This is a genomic window from Fibrisoma limi BUZ 3 (assembly GCF_000296815.2).
In the GTDB taxonomy this organism is placed as follows: Bacteria; Bacteroidota; Bacteroidia; order Cytophagales; family Spirosomataceae; genus Fibrisoma; species Fibrisoma limi.
In genome coordinates, this window is the sequence record NZ_CAIT01000006.1 from 713,422 (window position 1) to 729,689 (window position 16,268).

Genomic DNA, 16,268 nt, shown 5'->3' on the forward strand with positions numbered 1-16,268 from the left:
AAATAATATTATTCATTATTCCATTGCCGGAACCAGTTTAGGGGCCTTTTTGGGCTGTACGTTCAGTTCGACATTGCGCAGTTCGTAACGAATCCCCTGCGACTGAGCCGTATCCTTGAAATCCAGCAGGATGTGGTAGATATCATGGTCAATAAACTGAGCCCGGCTTCCATCAATAATCACTTCATCCCCCGGCCGTAGTGACCGCAGAGCGTCTTTAAGCTGGGGTTTGCTGAGGAAGAATAAATCTTTCTCGAACAGAATCAGCACTTTGTTCTCTACCCGGGTGACACTGAAGGTTGACTGGAAATTCGTGTACAACACAAAGAGAATACCCACTACCGAGCCGATTGCAATACCAATGAGCAAGTCTGTAAAAATGATGCCGAGCACCGTAATGATGAACGGAATGAACTGCGTCCGGCCATCTTTGTAGATGGATTTGAAAATCTTCGGCTTGGCCAGTTTGTACCCGACCATGATCAGAACAGCCGCCAGACACGAGAGTGGAATCAGGTTGAGCAGTGGACCGCCGAGAAATACGGCCACCAGCAGGAAAATGCCGTGAAGCACAGATGACATCCGGCTTCGGCTGCCGCTGTAAATGTTAGCGGTTGTACGAACCACCACCGACGTTACGGGCAGACCGCCAATCATCCCCGAGAGCGTATTGCCAATCCCTTGTGCAATCAGCTCCTTGTCGGGCGACGATACCCGCCGGTGCGGATCGAGCCGGTCCGAGGCTTCGAGGTTCAACAGGGTTTCCAGGCTGGCCACAATCGCGATGGTGATGCCGATGAAGTATACCTGTGGGTTAGCCAGCACGCTGAAATCCGGGAAATCAAATATCGAAAACGGGCTTTTGCCGGCTGCAATGATGGGCACCTGTACCATGTGCTGATGTGCCGTGTCGCCCAGATACCAGGTGGGCATGGCAGTCCGGAAGAACTCATTAAGCCCTATGCCAATGAAGACGACGATGAGTGCCCCCGGGAAATTGCGGAAAAAAGTCCGGTTACTGCGCCCTGCCGTTCGTTCCCAAATGATCAGGAAGGCCAGCGAAAGGGCACTGATCAATACCGCCCCGGGACTGGCCGTTTCGATGGCCCGGTAAATTTCGGAGATGGTATTTTCACCGTCGGCAAGCTGGGCAAACTCAAATTCACCCTCGTAGTCATTATCCCGACCCAGGGCGTGCGGAATCTGCTTCAGAATGATAACAAGCCCGATGGCAACCAGCATGCCTTTAATGACACTGTCCGGGAAAAAGCTGCTGAACCGGCCCGCTTTAAGTAAACCCAGCAGCAGTTGAATTAGTCCAGCTATCACAACGGCCGCCAGAAACGCTTCGTAAGAACCTATCTTTGCGATGGCGTCGGCCACGATGACGGCTAAGCCGGCGGCCGGTCCACTAACACTAACCTCTGAACCCGACAGCAGGCCGACAATGATCCCGCCGATCATACCGGCAACCAGGCCGGAAAACAACGGAGCCCCCGACGCCAGGGCAATGCCCAAACAAAGGGGGAGGGCAACGAGAAAAACAGATATTCCAGCCGGAAAATCCTGTCGTAAAAAAGCCGCACGGTAGTTTTGTAAGGTGCGAAATGGGTTATCGGATTGCATGGGTTATGGCTAAGGGTTGACCAAATGAACATCAAATGGTATACGAACGTTGCACAAAATTAAAGAACGATTAAAATTTTTTAACCATTTTCTAATTGGTTCCTGAAATTAATGAATTAAGTCCGGAAGATCAGCAGTTTATCCGGCAACATATGACGGCGGATGTCAGGCAGTTGATGCTCCGGCCACCCCGCACGGGGGATATTCGAAACCTGGTAGCACAGATTGCGGCCCGACAGAAAGCCCGCGACAAACTGCCCACCTGGTTTGGTAACGACACGCTGATTTTTCCGCCATCGGTGTCGGTTGAGCAGGCATCGTCGGAGCGGACGGCCCTGTACAAAGCTTCGCTGGTAGGAGGGGACAGCCTGCTTGATCTGACCGGAGGCATGGGCGTTGATACCTGGGCCTTTGCCCGGCGCGTGAAGCAAGTCCTGTACGTAGAGCAGCGGGCAGAACTGGCGGCCCTGGCGGTCTACAATCTGCCTAAGCTTGGCCTGACAAACGTTCAGGTATACAATGAGGATGGGCTGAATTTTCTAAACGCGTTCAACGGTCGGGCCGACTGGATTTATCTGGATCCGGCCCGCCGGGACGATCGGGGCGGCCGGGTGGTTCGGCTGGAGGATTGTCTTCCAAACGTGCTGGCACCAGGTGTGCTTGCCGGCTTGCTGGCAAAATGCGGGCGACTGTTTCTCAAAACATCGCCCCTGCTTGATCTGGAAGCCACTATCCGTCAGATTGGCCAGGTGGAGGTGGTGCATATCGTGGCCCTGCAGGGTGAAGTAAAAGAGGTGTTATTTGTGATTGGTCAGACGGTTATACCTTTAGAAGAAGTAGAAGTTAACGCTGTTAACCTTACTATAAATAAAGAAGTTAAGCTAGCCTTTACGATTGGAGAAGAACGCAGGGCTGCTGTAATACTGGGTGATCCCGAACAGTATATTTACGAGCCGAATGCAGCCATATTGAAGGCGGGCGCATTTCGACTCATTGCCCACCGATTTAGGCTTAAGAAACTGGCTCCTCACAGTCACCTGTACACAAGCCAGGAACCCGAAAACGACTTTCCAGGGCGTGTATTTGAACTCGTCGCCAGTTGCAAACCGGATCGGAAGGCACTACGAGCCCTATTACCCGATTTGCAGGCCAACCTGACGGTGCGGAACTTTCCGCAGCCGGTCGATGCGTTGCGGAAACAACTCGGGTTGCGGGAAGGAGGGAGCGTATATATCTTCGCGACAACGCTCCAGAACGGCGAAAAACGGCTGTTGATTACCCGAAAAGCAGTGGACAGCCCGTAGTCTGTTCAGCGAAAACCAGACATACACACGTAACGAATGACATGATGAAAAACCAAGTGATGTACCTGCTTCTCCTGCTGACCCTGTTGGGTAATCGGCTGGTAAGCGCTCAGACAATCTACGCGGGTGAAAGTACCGTTGACCGGGATAAACTGCCGGGCTTATTTCTGACCATTTCAGGAGACGGCCGACAGATCGAAAAAGACTGGGAAGAACAGTTAAAAACCTACGGCCGCCTGCTGGCCTCGCGGGGAGTATACCGGGTGCCAAACGCCGATATTTCGTCCATCTCGCCGGAACCCATCAACCTGGTCAGTACGGTAAAAGCCGGTCGGACCTCAGCGACACTCTTTGTATCCTTTGATCTGGGTAGCCGCACGTACGTCAGGCCCGGCGACCGGGCGTATCGGGACGCTGAGCAATTGTTGAAGGATTTTGCCAGCCGATCACAGTTTACGCAGGAAGTACGGCAGGCCGAGCAGGGATTCGATGAGGCCCAGCGTAACCACCAGCGGCTGGTAAAAAATGGGGAACGATTGCTGCGGGAGATTGATCAGAACAAAAAAGAAAAAGAACGACTCCTCAAACGGATTGAGGAAAACGAAAAAGAACTGGTTCAACTCGAAAAAGATGTTGAAACCAACAAAGGTGAACAGGAAAAAGCCCTGATTGAAGTTGACAACCGCAAGAACAACGTCGAAGCCGTAAAGGCCCGTAAACCAAACTAAACGGGTCTGGTTCCGGTCCAAACATGGGGGCTTGTATGAAAAAATGAATCCTGAAAGACCATTAACTCAATACATACAAGAAGTTATTGTTAAAAGACAAAATCTATAAAACCTTTTGAGTCTATAGGAGTAGTTGTAGTGACTTCGTCGCCGAACGGCGAGGTATTACTCAACTTTCTACTTTCTATATGGAACAACTACACAAAGATCCGGCTTCACCCAAGCAGCGGGTGTCGGTACTGCCTGTGGTCCCGGTGAACATCGGTCGCCGTTGGTTTATGCGGTACGTTGGTGTAACGGCTGCTGGCGGAGTACTCCTAAGCTCCTGTGCCCAGGAGAACCTTAACCCAATTACTGGCCCCGGCGAAACGTCGATGCGGGGCGGTCGTGCCGGCGATGTCGTGGAACTGGGTTCCGGCGACATTGGCGTTCTGAACTACGCGTATGCTCTGGAACAGGCTGAACTGCGCTTTCTGGAACTCGTACTGGATACGCGCTACGACGGTATGTCGACCAAAGAGTTCCAGGTGTTCAAAGACCTGCGGGATCAGGAAATCACCCACGTTGACTTCTTCGAAGCCGTACTGGGCAGTTTTGCCATTCCTAAACTTACCCTGGACTACAGCAGCGTGAACTTCCGCAACCGCGACAGCGTACTGACGACCGCCCGTAATTTTGCCGATCTGGCCACGGCTGCGTATAATGGTGCCGGTCAGTTGCTGACGGACGCGAACAACCTGGCAACGGCTGGTAAAATCGTTTCGGTTGAAGCGCGTCACGCGTCGGTAATTCGCGAGCTGATCGCTCCGGGTAGCACCTACTTTGCCGGCGATGACGTAGTGGACCCCGCTACTGGTCTTGATCCGGCTAAAATGCCCGGCGAGGTATTACCCGTTGCGCAGCAGTTTATTAAAGAAATCATCTCAGCCTCGCGTCTGCCGATGGCCTAACCGGACACAACACGATGAACTTACAGAATATCCTCAACGAAATTGAGCAGGTTGACAGTGAAGTGTACGACCGGCTGAAGCATGTATCGCGTCGTAACATGTTCAGCATGTTCGCGAAAAAAGCCGCGTCGGTGGCCGCTCCTACGTTGCTGGCGTCTGCCCTGAACAAGGCTTATGCCCAGAGCGATGTCGTGGTTGACGTACTGAATTTTGCCCTGACACTGGAATACCTTGAAGCCGAATTCTACAACGTCGGCATGGATACGCCGGGGCTGATCATTAACCTGGATCGCAACGTATTTGGTCAGTTGCAAAAGCACGAAAACGCACACGTAAATCTGCTGAAGTCAGTGCTCGGTGGGCGGGCTGTGTCCAAGCCGCGTTTTGATTTCACGGCCAAAGGTGCGTTCCCTGATGTATTCCGGAACTTCAAAACGTTCGCGCTGCTGGCGCAGGCGTTTGAAGATACGGGCGTTCGGGCCTACAAAGGCCAGGCTCCCCGTCTGATCATGGATGACCCTATCCTGACAACGGCCCTGCGGATTCACTCGGTAGAAGCCCGTCACGCGGCCCGCGTTCGTGAACTACGCGGCCTGAAGGGCTGGATCACCGGCAACGAAAGCGGTGGCGCTCCTCCGGCGGTGTACGCGGGTGAAGAAGCGGTAACGCACCTGGAAGTTTCGTCGCTGATCCCGGGCGTACCGTACTCAGCTTCAACCGAAGCCTGGGATGAGCCGCTCTCGAAAGAGGACGTACTGAAAATCGTGATGCCGTTCCTGGAATAGAGAAAGGAGAAAAGGGGAGGAAGGGAGGAAAGGTAATAAACCATTTTCTCCCTTTTGTCCCCTTCCTCCCTCTTCTCCCTCTTTTTCTTTAATTCCCTTCCTTATAAAACACCCGCTTGACGCGTTCGCTGACGCCGGTCAGGATTTCGTAGGGGATGGTGCCGATGGTGCGGGCCAGTTCGCTGATGGGGATTTCGTTACCGAAAATAATCACGTCATCGCCTTCGGAAGCCTGGGCTGCGGTGACATCAATCATGGTCATGTCCATGCAAACGTTCCCGACCGTTGGGCAGAGCGTTCCGTTAATCCAAACCTGCCCGACACCATTGCCGAGTCGGCGGTCGAAGCCGTCTGCATAACCAATCGCAATGGTCGCAATCCGGGCGTCGTGGTCCAGAACCCCGCGTCGGCTGTAGCCTACTGACTCACCGGTTTTAACAGCTTTAATCTGGCTGATCGCCGTCCGCAACGTACCGACGGGCCGTACCATCGAACGCTCCAACTGGCTCGACTCCACGCCGTACAGGCCGATACCCAGCCGCACCATGTCCAGCTTGAATTCCGGAAAACGAACAATCCCGGCCGAATTGAGCAGGTGGCGCGTGGGGCGATAGCCCAGTCCGGCTTCCAGCCCGGCCATACTCCGCATAAACGCATCGTACTGTTGCCTCGAAAAGGCGTTGAACTGCGCTTCGTCGGCCCCGACGAGGTGGCTGAATACTGAAGCCACCCGCAGGGCCGGGTGTTGCTGTAGATAGGCGACAACCGAGGGCAGCTCATCTTCAACGAATCCCAGCCGATGCATGCCCGTGTCGATCTTTAGGTGCATGGGGCGTGGGGCGTGGGGGCGTATGGCGGGTGCATCCAACTCCTTACCCCATGCCCCATACCCTTTGCTCCCTGCAACGAACCTTCCCCATTCCTGTAGCAGCCGCAAGCTGTAAATCTCCGGTTCCAGTTGGTAATCCAGCAATGTCTGAAAGGTTTCGGGGGCTGGATTCATGACCATGATGGGTAGGTCAATGCCGTTCTGACGGAGCGAAACCCCTTCGTCGGCGTAGGCGACAGCGAGGTAATCGACCCGGTGAAACTGGAGCAACTGAGCTACTTCAGCGCTGCCGCTGCCATAGGCAAAGGCCTTCACCATCACCATAAGTTTGGTTGGCTGACCGCCTTCGCCACGGCCTGCTTTCTCCCGGTAGTAATTCAGGTTATGCGTCAGCGCATCCAGGTTAATTTCCAGCACCGTACCGTGTACTTTCCGTTGCAGCCGGTTCACGATCCGTTCAAAGGAGAAAGGCCGCGCACCTTTCACCAGTACGGCACTGTCGCGAAGCTGATCGAACGGATAACTGGCCAGAAACTCATCGGTTCCGGCATAAAATCGACTTCCGGACGGAAAAAAGTGGGCATTGCGGCCAATGACAGGGCCGATGCCAACAAACTCGCTGATCTGATTGGCCTGTTGCAGCGCAGCAACTGATTCATAGAGTTCATCTTCGCGCTGGCCCGACTGCAATACGTCGGACAGAATCACAACCTTGCGGTTGCGGGTCAGTTGCTGATCCAAAAATCCCAGGGCCAGTTGCAAGCCGACGATGTCATTATTATACGAATCATCGATGACCACACAGCCGTTGATCCCTTCCTTTACTTCAAGCCGCATCGACACCGGCCGAAGTCGGTTCAGGCGGTTTTGTAACGCGGCTTCGTCAATGAACCCCAGTGTCAGCAACGTAACCACGCAGTGAATCAGGTTCTCAACCGATGCCGGATCGGTGAAAGGTAGTTTTAGTCTCCAGGTGCCGTGTTCGGCAAGCAGGGTCAGTTGATCCTGTTGAACCGAAGCCTTGTAAACGGCTCCTTCGTGTTTCGACCAGTGAATCAACCGAACCGCCGGATTAACGGCCTTTAGCAGCAGATTGATTTCTTCGTCGATATCGGGGTAGTCCTTGCAGTAGATCAGCGTTTCGGTGTGGGTGAAGAGCCGGAGCTTTTCGGCCACCTTCTGCCGTCGGCTGCGAAACCCTTCATCGTGGGCCGTACCGATGTTGGTGAAAATGCCCAGAGAAGGGTGTATGATCGTTTCCAGCGCCTGCATTTCGTGCGGTCTGGAAATACCGGCTTCAAATAAACCCAACGTATGGCTGCTGTTCAACTGGTGCACGGACAGCGGTACACCCAGTTGCGAATTATAGCTTTTTGGGCTTTTCGCAATCACGTAATCGCCCGCCAGCAACTGCGACAGCCACTCCTTCACGATGGTTTTGCCATTGCTGCCGGTAATGCCGATCACGGGAAGTGAAAAGTGTTGCCGGTAACTGCCCGCCAGTTCCTGAAGCAGACGCAGGCTGCTGTCGACCTCGGTGAACTGCGCATCGGTATATTGAGCAAACTCGGTCCGGCGGGCGGGCGTCAGCGCGGCCCGCTCCACTACGAACTGCCGAACGCCTTTCTGGTACAGCTCCCCCACGAACGCGTGACCATCGTGGTGTTCGCCCTGCATGGCAAAAAAGACCGCCGACCGGCTCTGTTCGGGTGAAAGCACCTGGCGTGAGTCAGTCAGCCAGTAGGCGTCGAGGAGATTGAAGTTTTGGGTAATCACAAGGAAGCGTACAGGCTAACAACGTTTCTAACAAAGCCACAAGGTACACATATAATCGGCCTGGTTGGAACAAAACTTGATCGGTTTCCAGAGAGAAATATAACAATAAGTAGTAAAAAATACTTATGTCAACGTGGGGTGACATGATGAGTAATAGGAGCGGCATTGATTCTTAAAAATTGCATTAAATAGCTGAGAAAGAGAATAATTATTCACATGTATGCGTATAATATTACTCAAGTATTATTCTGGTATAAATGACTAATATAAAGTGTACAATTAACGTAATAGACTCCAAATCAATCATATAAAGGAACTAGCGTAGGCTTCGTTCTCCCTTCTCCTGGATTTGGCATTGTTTTCGATAAATCAGTTCGACAAACAAGTAAGACGCACAAGGTGTGCGTTGCATAAAGTAAACATCCATATGAAACTGCACATGAATAAGTATCGGAATGATCTTCCGATCGGAAGCGAGTTCGTTTTAGGTTTATTGACTGGAGCCGTGCTGGGCGTAACCGCTGGCGTTCTCCTGGCTCCCCGTTCCGGAAAAGATACCCGGAAGAAAATTGCGGGTGCATTTGATGATCAGGTCAATAACCTGGATGAGTATTGGGATACTACTAAATCGCAGGTGAAACAGACGGTCAATGATGTTAAAAAGAGCGTGGGCCGGGCGACCGACAAGGTAGAAGATGGATTGTCTGATTTTGCGGATAAGGCCCGGGGTACTGCCGATCGGTTTCAGGATAAAGCAGACGAGTTAGCAGACGATGCCAAATCGGCCGTCAATAGAGCAAAGGACAACTTGCAGAATCGCTAAGCGTTTGTGCTGATCAACTAATTTCTCAACGTTATGAAAACCCCCGGCTTCTTGCCGGGGGCTATACCTAAATATCTGATTACTATGCAACCCAATACAAATACTTTTCAACCAATTTCAGCCGAGGGGATACGCTTAACGAACAAGCGTATCTCGTGGAGTGCCATCTTTGCGGGCGTGCTGGTGGCCGTGGTCGTGCAGATGTTACTCACGCTGCTGGGACTCGGTATCGGACTGAGCACGATTGACGTAGCGGAAGAGCGAAACCCAACGGCAGGCCTGGCGACAGGCAGCGCCATCTGGTACATTCTCAGCAACCTGATAGCGCTGCTGGTCGGCGGGTGGGTTGCTGGGCGGCTGGCGAGTGCGCCCCGCTTGTTTGATGGTATCATCCACGGCGTACTGACGTGGTGTCTGGTAACTCTGGTAACCATCTATTTCCTGACCACAACGCTCGGCAGCCTGATTGGTGGAGCCAGTCGGCTGGTTGGTGGTATTGTCAGAACGGCCGGATCGGGTCTGGCTGCGGCAGCGCCTGCCATTGGAAACGTAGTTGAAGATCAACTGGCTGAAAATGGTATCGACCTCAACAAACTGGACTTAGGTGATGTGCGGAATGAGATAAATTCAATTCTTCGTCAGACGGGCGACTCGGCTCTCAATCCAAACCGGCTTGAAAAGCAGGCCGATCGGGCTGTTGATCAGGCCAGACAGTCGGGCGAACAGGCCGCCGAAAATCCGAATGCTGCGGATGATCTGGCCGGTAAGCTGTTCCGGCAGCTATTCCAGAATGGGCAGGCCACCGTTAATCAGGTAGACCGCGATGATGCCGTCAATGTCGTGATGACGCGAACGGGAAAAAGCCGGGCCGAATCCGAACAGATCGTCGATAACTGGATCAAGGCTTATAAACAGGCCGTAGTAAAGTTTGAACAGACCAAACAGGAAGCTGCAGTGCGGGCCCGCGAGGTAGCCGACAATGCTGCGGCCGGAGCATCTAAGGCAGCTATTTTTAGCTTTCTCGGCCTGCTGATCGGTGTCACTTCGGCCGGATATGGTGCTAAACTAGGAACCGAATCCAAAAATGGACCCGGACGATTCGACCGTCCCGTAGGCGTGTGAGAAAAAGAGGGAGGAAGGAAAGGGAAGAGAGGGTGAATAACCCTTCCACCTTTTCTCCCCTTCCTCCCTCTTTCCTTTCCTCCCTTTCTCCTCTACATCCACCCCCGGCGTTTGAAGTAAATGACTTCGCCGATGCCAATGATGAGCATGGCAAACAGCACCCAAAAATAGCCGGTCGGGGAGTGGAGTTCTGGCATGTTGTCGAAGTTCATGCCGTAGATACCCGCAATGAACGTCAGCGGAATAAAGATCGATGAAATAATCGTCAGCGTTTTCATCACCGAGTTCATGCGGTTACTGACAATAGAATAGTAGACTTCCATCAGCCCCGCGATGATTTCCCGGTACGAATCCAGTGTTTCAATGACCTGCGATACGTGGTCGTACAGGTCGCGGAGAAACGGCATGGTAGCCGGCTGAATCAGGTCCGATTCGCCCCGGAGCAACGTACCGATCATGTCGCGCAGCGGCCATACCGCCCGTCGCATATACGCCAGCTCGCGCTTGAGGGTGTACAATGTAGCCAGCGTGTACTGGCCTGCTTTTTCCTGTACGATCTGCTCTTCCATTTCGTCCATTTTATCGCCAATCCGCTCCATAACCAGGAAATAATGATCTACGATAATGTCCATGAGGGCATACAACAGGTAATCAGGCCCGTTTCGGCGGGTTTTGCCCGATGAGGCTTTGATGCGATCCAGCACCGGTTCGAAGATGTCTTTGTTCCGTTCTTCCTGAAACGAAACCAGGAAGTTCGTTCCCAGCGCAAAGCTGACGTGTTCGGTGTCGATTTCCTGCCGCTGGGTGCCCCGGTGGAGGTACTTTATCGTAATAAACACAATCGGGCCGCCGGATCGATGATCGCCGGATCGCGTATCGTCGTACAGCTCCAGCTTGGGCTTCTGCTCGGTGTTCATGACGTCTTCGAGCAGCAGTGGATGCAGGTGATACTGCCGACCGATCGTGTCAATCACCTGTGGTTCGTGAATACCGTCAACGTCGAGCCAGTGGACGAAGGGGGTCGTAGAGGCCGGTAAGCGGCAGGCACTCAGTTTGCTGGAATCGTCAATGTGGTAATCAGCCTCGTTATATTCGATGCGTTTAATTTTGGTTGCGTGTTCAATCTCCTGACCTACGTACGTAAGGGTACCCGGAGACGTACCAAGGGCTTTATCGACCGAGCGGTAGCGGTGGCGTTTCGCCATACGGATGTAAAAAAAAGTTGGCCAAATATAAACCTATTACCCGCGAGCGGGGTCCAATGTTCAGAAAATTGACCTGTATCCGACCATGGTTCGATTCCTACTCATTGGTGTACTCGGCTGCTACGTACTGATGGCCTGTAGCAGTGGGCAGTCGGCCCTGCGTCGGGGCAAATTTGACCTCGCCGTACGGAAAGCGTCGCAGCGGCTGTTGCAGCCCCGTGGCTGGGGTAAACGCGGTCATGCGCTGGCGCCGAGGGTGCTACGTTCCGCCTTCGAACAGGGGTACCAACAGCATCAGTCGGCAATTCAGCAGCTTAGTTCCCCCGCAAATACGAGTCCGTTTCGGTGGGAACAGGTGTTTGAGCAGTACAAACAGCTTCAGGCGCTGACCGACAACGCCCACACCTGCACGGCCTGCGCTGAGTGGCTGGCGCTGTACCCGGCTACGTACGACGATCGTCAGCGAGAAACCCGTGAACTGGCTGCGGCCGACCGATATGAGGTGGCGGAACAGGCGTTTGCCTGGCGCGAAGAAAACCGGCTGGCGGCCAAGGATGCCTATCTGAACTACCGGAAAGCAATGGAGTGGGTACCCGACTACCGGCAGGCCCGTGGAAAAGCTGAGGATGCCCTGCCGCTGGCTATTCTGCGCGTGGTGGTCGAACCGTTCAGCCCCTCGCCGGAGCTGGATCGGGGGGATCAGGCCGACCTGCAACGCGAGGTATTCCGGAAAATTGGCCTCCAGACGGCCCCGTCGGAGTTTGTGCGGTTGTATCTGCCCGATGAAAATACCGATCGTGGCTGGCCGATTCACCAGGCCGTTCAGATGGTCGTTACCAATTACAGACCTTACGACGAAAGCGTCTCGTCGTCCAGCACGACCGTCTACAGCGATAAGGAGTATAAAGTCGGGGAGAAGAAAATCAACGATTCCACCAAAGTCGATATTAAAGAAAAGGTAAAAGGGACGCTGACAACTTACCGCAAGGTGATATGCGCCCGGCTGGAGGTACGTATTCGCGCCATTGACACGCAGACGGACCAGGTGCTCTGGGAGGAGCCGATCAGTGAGTCCGAAACCTGGGCCACCGAATGGCAAAAGTTCGACGGCGACGAACGGGCCCTGAACGGCCAGTCGCTAAAAACGGCCGCTTTCTTTGAGCCCTCGCGCTGGTCGTTGTTCAGGGAGGTACGCGACGACATGGTCAGTTCGGTCGCGTATCTGCTGCGACGGCGATACGCCAGGGATCAGTAAGGGCTGGCAACGAAGGGCCGGTTGGTGTGGGCAGTCCGGCGGATTTTGCGTATATTTGAGGTAGACGATTCCGCCTGTTTGTGACGCATTCCGACCAGCAAATGCCCATTACTCATCTCTCGCAAGACCCTGTCTTTGCCCGTATCATCGCCGAAACCCCCGCGCCTAAGCCTTTTTATGATTGGGAAAACGACATATACCTAGCCCTGCTCGAAAGCATTGTTTCCCAGCAAATTTCGACCAAAGCTGCCGATGCCATCTTCAGGCGGCTGCTTGGCCTGTTTCCTGATAACTACCCGCATCCCAACGCGCTGCTGGCGAAATCGACCGACGAACTACGTAGCGCGGGCCTGTCGTTCCAGAAAATCAAGTACCTGCAAAGTGTAGCCGAGTTTGCGCTCACAAACCGAATGGACCGGCCGTTTTTCGACACGATGACCGACGAGGAAATTGTTCAGTACCTTATCCCCATCAAGGGCGTTGGGCGGTGGACGGTCGAGATGCTGCTGATGTTTGTGCTGGACCGGCCCGACGTATTCCCCGTCGATGACCTGGTGATTCGGCAGAGTATGCTCCGTGCCTACGCCGACCAGACCGCCGGACTGACCGGCAAGGCATTGTATCGCAGGCTGCACGAGATTGCCGAACCGTGGCGTCCGCACCGGACGCTGGCCTGCCGGTACCTGTGGCGCTGGAAGGGAGTCGTACCGGCGTCAAATACCCTTCCAGAGGTAACCCCAGCCCGGTAGGTCAATCCAGTGCTCCATGACCCCCAACATTCCGTACTTTAACACGATCAACGAGTTTCTGACGGCCATCCAGTCGCGGCATCGGACCGTCAACGATACGCTCTTTTGTCTGCGGCTCGAAGATACGTTTCCGCATACGGTGGATGTAATGCCGCCCTTCAGGAAGGGGTTTTATTTTATTTCTCTCATTACCGATCCCGGTGCTACACAGATCGGCTACGACACGACCCAGATCGGCAACCTGACAGCGTTTCTGGTGTTTCAGGCGCCGGGACAGATCTATAGCTGGCACCGCGACCGAACCGCCAAAGGGTACCTGATCTATTTTCGGAAGGAGTGCTTCAGTTTCTTTCGCCCGGACTTCGACGAGGAGTTTCCATTTTTTAACATCCTGCATACCAACTTCTTCCCGATTCGGCAGGATCATTACCATACGTTTGCTCCGCTGCTCGACGAGGTGTTTGCGGCCTATCAGCGGTTTCCGCAGCCGCATCAGCCCCCCGTTGCAGCCCTGAAACTCCTGGCGGTGCTGTATCAGTTCAAGACCTTCGTTGCCGATCTCAATCAGTACGAACAGCGCTTCGTCACGCCCGAACAGCGGCTGTTTCGGCGGTATATCCAGTTGATCAACAACTACTACCTCGACAAACGGACGGTCGAAGAATACGCTGATCTGCTGAACGTAACGCCCCATTACCTGTCGGAGTCTGTGAAAACGATCACCCGTCAGAACGCCCTGCATTTTATCAATCAGAAACTCCTCCACGAAGCGCAGGTGCTGCTTCGCTACACCCCAAACGATATTGCCGAGGTGGCGTACCAGCTCAATTTCAGTGATCCGGCCAACTTTGGGCGTTTTTTCAAAAAGCATACGCAGAAAACACCCCTGGCGTATCGCCGGGAAGGTACGTAGAAATTGACCAGCGCAGCTACGTTTTTGACTATGCGCTCCTTTTGCCGGGATTGTACCTTTGTTTCGTACTCATTGATCACATAACCAACCAATTACGACAATGACTATCGGGATTTTAGGAACGGGTATGGTCGGGCAGATACTGGCCACCGCACTTTTTGCCAGGGGCAATCAGGTCATGATGGGAACGCGTAACGTAGCCGATACGCTCGCTAAACCGGGTAACGCAGGCAGGGGCATGGCTTCTTTTTCGGACTGGCATCAGAAAAATTCGGGGATTCAGGTAGGAACGTTCGCCGAAGCGGCTGCTTTTGGGGAGATCCTGATCAATGCTACCTCCGGGATGGCCTCCTTAGCCGCGCTGGAAGCTGCGGGTGTCGATAACCTCGGCGATAAGGTGCTGATCGACATCTCCAATCCGCTCGATTTTTCGAAAGGAATGCCCCCAACGCTGTCCGTCGTCAACGACGACTCGCTGGGGGAAGTTCTTCAGCGGCAGTTTCCCAGGGTCAAGGTGGTTAAAACGCTGAATACCATGACGGCCGCCCTGATGGTCAATCCCGCGGCTGTTCCCGGGCGGCACAATGTATTCGTGAGCGGGAACGACGTTGATGCCAAAGCAACCGTAAAAACCTTTCTGACTGACCAGTTCGGCTGGACGCCCGACAGCATCATTGACATGGGCGACATCACGACCGCGCGTGGAACTGAGCAGCTACTGCCGATCTGGATACGGCTTTATGGCGTGCTTCAGACACCAATGTTCAACTTTGCCATTGTAAAGTAGACGCCGGGCTGATCAGAGCTTCTTGACGGCCACCTCCACCGCCGATTCAACCTTGATAAGCAACTGAATACCATCGGGTCGAATGACGATCTTCTGGGGCACGAACCGGAACGCATCAATGTTGAGGTCCGATTTCAAGCCTGCTTTGCCGTGCTCAAAAGCCGTTTCAATTTTTTGCGGAAACTGCACAATCTGGCTCTTAAGCGGAATGATAAGGGCGTTTTGCAGGGTGTCGCGCAGGTGATCGTGGAGCAGCCAGTCGGCGGTCGAGAGCAGACTTTCTTTCGTATCAACGGCGTAGTCGACATCCTTTACCCGTAGGGTGTTGGTCAGGGTGTCGTAGCCCGGCTGGCCGTGGAAATACAACGTACCGTTGACGGCACCCGTTACGTCCGTGCGAAGCACGAGCGCCCGCCCGCCCCCCGAGATGGTCGTGTTGCGCAGTTTGAGCGTACCGCGCAGCAGCTCGAACTTCTGATCGTTAATGGATTGGGCGAGCACCTTGTTCAGGCTGGAATAAGGAATAAACCACAGGACCCGCAGGCTCGAAACGGCTGGTAGATACGGCTTTCGCTGGAGACGCGGCAACCGGCCCGAGCGGTGAACTACGGGTTCTTCTCCCAGGCGGGTATCGGCCTCGAAGCCGATCTGAATCGGTACGGTGATCGATCGGCGGTTACCTTCGATACGCGATACGGCTACGCTGATCGGTTTAGGCACAATCCAGAACTGTTCGGGTTTGCGGCTGATCCGCAGGGGTTTCTGGATGTCGAGCCAGATGCGACGGACGAACCGATCGAGCCGTAATTCCTCGTGAACGGCACTGTCGAGGGCCGCTTCTATGTCGGCGCGCCGTTTGGTCAACACTTTGTCGGCGAGTTTTGTAACGGGGATGTTTACGCCCAGTACGCGGACTTTAGGTCGTTCAATCCACTGGTAGTTTACAAATTTCGAGCGGGTCGACAGCCGCCAGTTGGACGATACGGCCAGCGGGCTCGCGAAATTGACGTGCAAGGCACAGAGCGACCGGCGAATTGCCTTTTTTTTACGGAACCCGATTGGATTGCTGAGCCAGACCCGTAACGGAGCGGACACGAACACCTGCTGCCGGGCGTACCGGATACGTACCGGCCCCATCCGTTCAATGCGTAATCGCCACCTGACGCCCCGCCCCCCATCGAGCGTATCCTGATTGAGCAAAACGGGCTTCAGGCAGTGATTGATTTTGCGCTCCAGATCGGCGATGTCGAAGGTGATCCGGCCGGTCAGGTAGGAGGTGGTTTTGGTGATAGGCGGCTCAAATGAGCCCAGCTCTGGTGCCTTCGGTCGTACACGATTGCAACCGATGGAAAGCGCCAGAAAGAAAAGTATAAATAAAGAGCCGGTAGTTCGTTGAGTGCCCATGGCATCACAATA

At 54.0% G+C, this 16,268-nt stretch carries 14 protein-coding genes; 10 read left to right on the forward strand and 4 right to left on the reverse strand.

Annotated features, from left to right (window positions below; genetic code table 11):
* Positions 1-15: 15 nt before the first annotated feature.
* Positions 16-1,626: a SulP family inorganic anion transporter gene (locus tag BN8_RS10930; protein WP_009281924.1), complete on the reverse strand. Its 1,611-nt coding sequence runs from the start codon at positions 1,624-1,626 to the stop codon at positions 16-18.
* A gap of 95 nt (positions 1,627-1,721) precedes the next feature.
* On the opposite strand from BN8_RS10930, the gene BN8_RS10935 reads away from it, so the two are divergent.
* From BN8_RS10935 to BN8_RS10950, 4 genes are all read left to right on the forward strand, one after another.
* Positions 1,722-2,930: a THUMP-like domain-containing protein gene (locus tag BN8_RS10935; RefSeq protein WP_229367903.1), complete on the forward strand. Its 1,209-nt coding sequence runs from the start codon at positions 1,722-1,724 to the stop codon at positions 2,928-2,930.
* 41 nt (positions 2,931-2,971) lie between these two features.
* Positions 2,972-3,658, forward strand: coding sequence for a hypothetical protein (locus tag BN8_RS10940; protein WP_009281926.1), 687 nt, complete (start codon positions 2,972-2,974; stop codon positions 3,656-3,658).
* Positions 3,659-3,846: 188 nt separating this feature from the next.
* The gene (locus tag BN8_RS10945) at positions 3,847-4,608 is read left to right on the forward strand and encodes a ferritin-like domain-containing protein (RefSeq protein ID WP_009281927.1); all 762 of its coding nucleotides are present in this window, start codon (positions 3,847-3,849) and stop codon (positions 4,606-4,608) included.
* A 14-nt stretch (positions 4,609-4,622) separates the two neighbouring features.
* Positions 4,623-5,393, forward strand: coding sequence for a ferritin-like domain-containing protein (locus tag BN8_RS10950; RefSeq protein WP_009281928.1), 771 nt, complete (start codon positions 4,623-4,625; stop codon positions 5,391-5,393).
* Between the two features lie 88 nt (positions 5,394-5,481).
* Here the strand turns inward: BN8_RS10950 and BN8_RS10955 are convergent, their stop codons facing one another.
* Positions 5,482-7,998 (reverse strand): bifunctional UDP-N-acetylmuramoyl-tripeptide:D-alanyl-D-alanine ligase/alanine racemase, encoded by a 2,517-nt coding sequence (locus BN8_RS10955; protein ID WP_009281929.1) that lies wholly within the window; start codon positions 7,996-7,998, stop codon positions 5,482-5,484.
* 427 nt (positions 7,999-8,425) lie between these two features.
* On the opposite strand from BN8_RS10955, the gene BN8_RS10960 reads away from it, so the two are divergent.
* Both BN8_RS10960 and BN8_RS10965 read left to right on the forward strand, forming a co-directional pair.
* Complete coding sequence (locus BN8_RS10960; RefSeq protein WP_009281930.1) at positions 8,426-8,821, forward strand: YtxH domain-containing protein; 396 nt, start codon at positions 8,426-8,428, stop codon at positions 8,819-8,821.
* Positions 8,822-8,905: 84 nt separating this feature from the next.
* Positions 8,906-9,943, forward strand: a complete 1,038-nt coding sequence (locus BN8_RS10965; protein WP_144051645.1) for a hypothetical protein — start codon at positions 8,906-8,908, stop codon at positions 9,941-9,943.
* Positions 9,944-10,035: 92 nt separating this feature from the next.
* On the opposite strand, the gene corA is transcribed toward BN8_RS10965, so the two are convergent.
* The gene (corA, locus tag BN8_RS10970) at positions 10,036-11,148 is read right to left on the reverse strand and encodes a magnesium/cobalt transporter CorA (RefSeq protein ID WP_009281932.1); all 1,113 of its coding nucleotides are present in this window, start codon (positions 11,146-11,148) and stop codon (positions 10,036-10,038) included.
* Between the two features lie 85 nt (positions 11,149-11,233).
* Between corA and BN8_RS10975 the strand changes: the two genes are divergently transcribed.
* From BN8_RS10975 to BN8_RS10990, 4 genes are all read left to right on the forward strand, one after another.
* The gene (locus BN8_RS10975; protein WP_009281933.1) at positions 11,234-12,403 is read left to right on the forward strand and encodes a hypothetical protein; all 1,170 of its coding nucleotides are present in this window, start codon (positions 11,234-11,236) and stop codon (positions 12,401-12,403) included.
* Between the two features lie 101 nt (positions 12,404-12,504).
* Positions 12,505-13,152 (forward strand): DNA-3-methyladenine glycosylase family protein, encoded by a 648-nt coding sequence (locus BN8_RS10980; protein ID WP_009281934.1) that lies wholly within the window; start codon positions 12,505-12,507, stop codon positions 13,150-13,152.
* Positions 13,153-13,168: 16 nt separating this feature from the next.
* Positions 13,169-14,065: a helix-turn-helix domain-containing protein gene (locus BN8_RS10985; protein ID WP_009281935.1), complete on the forward strand. Its 897-nt coding sequence runs from the start codon at positions 13,169-13,171 to the stop codon at positions 14,063-14,065.
* Between the two features lie 100 nt (positions 14,066-14,165).
* The gene (locus BN8_RS10990; RefSeq protein ID WP_009281936.1) at positions 14,166-14,852 is read left to right on the forward strand and encodes an NADPH-dependent F420 reductase; all 687 of its coding nucleotides are present in this window, start codon (positions 14,166-14,168) and stop codon (positions 14,850-14,852) included.
* A 12-nt stretch (positions 14,853-14,864) separates the two neighbouring features.
* Here BN8_RS10990 and BN8_RS10995 read toward each other — a convergent pair whose 3' ends face one another.
* The gene (locus tag BN8_RS10995) at positions 14,865-16,256 is read right to left on the reverse strand and encodes a DUF4403 family protein (protein WP_009281937.1); all 1,392 of its coding nucleotides are present in this window, start codon (positions 16,254-16,256) and stop codon (positions 14,865-14,867) included.
* Positions 16,257-16,268: the final 12 nt, after the last annotated feature.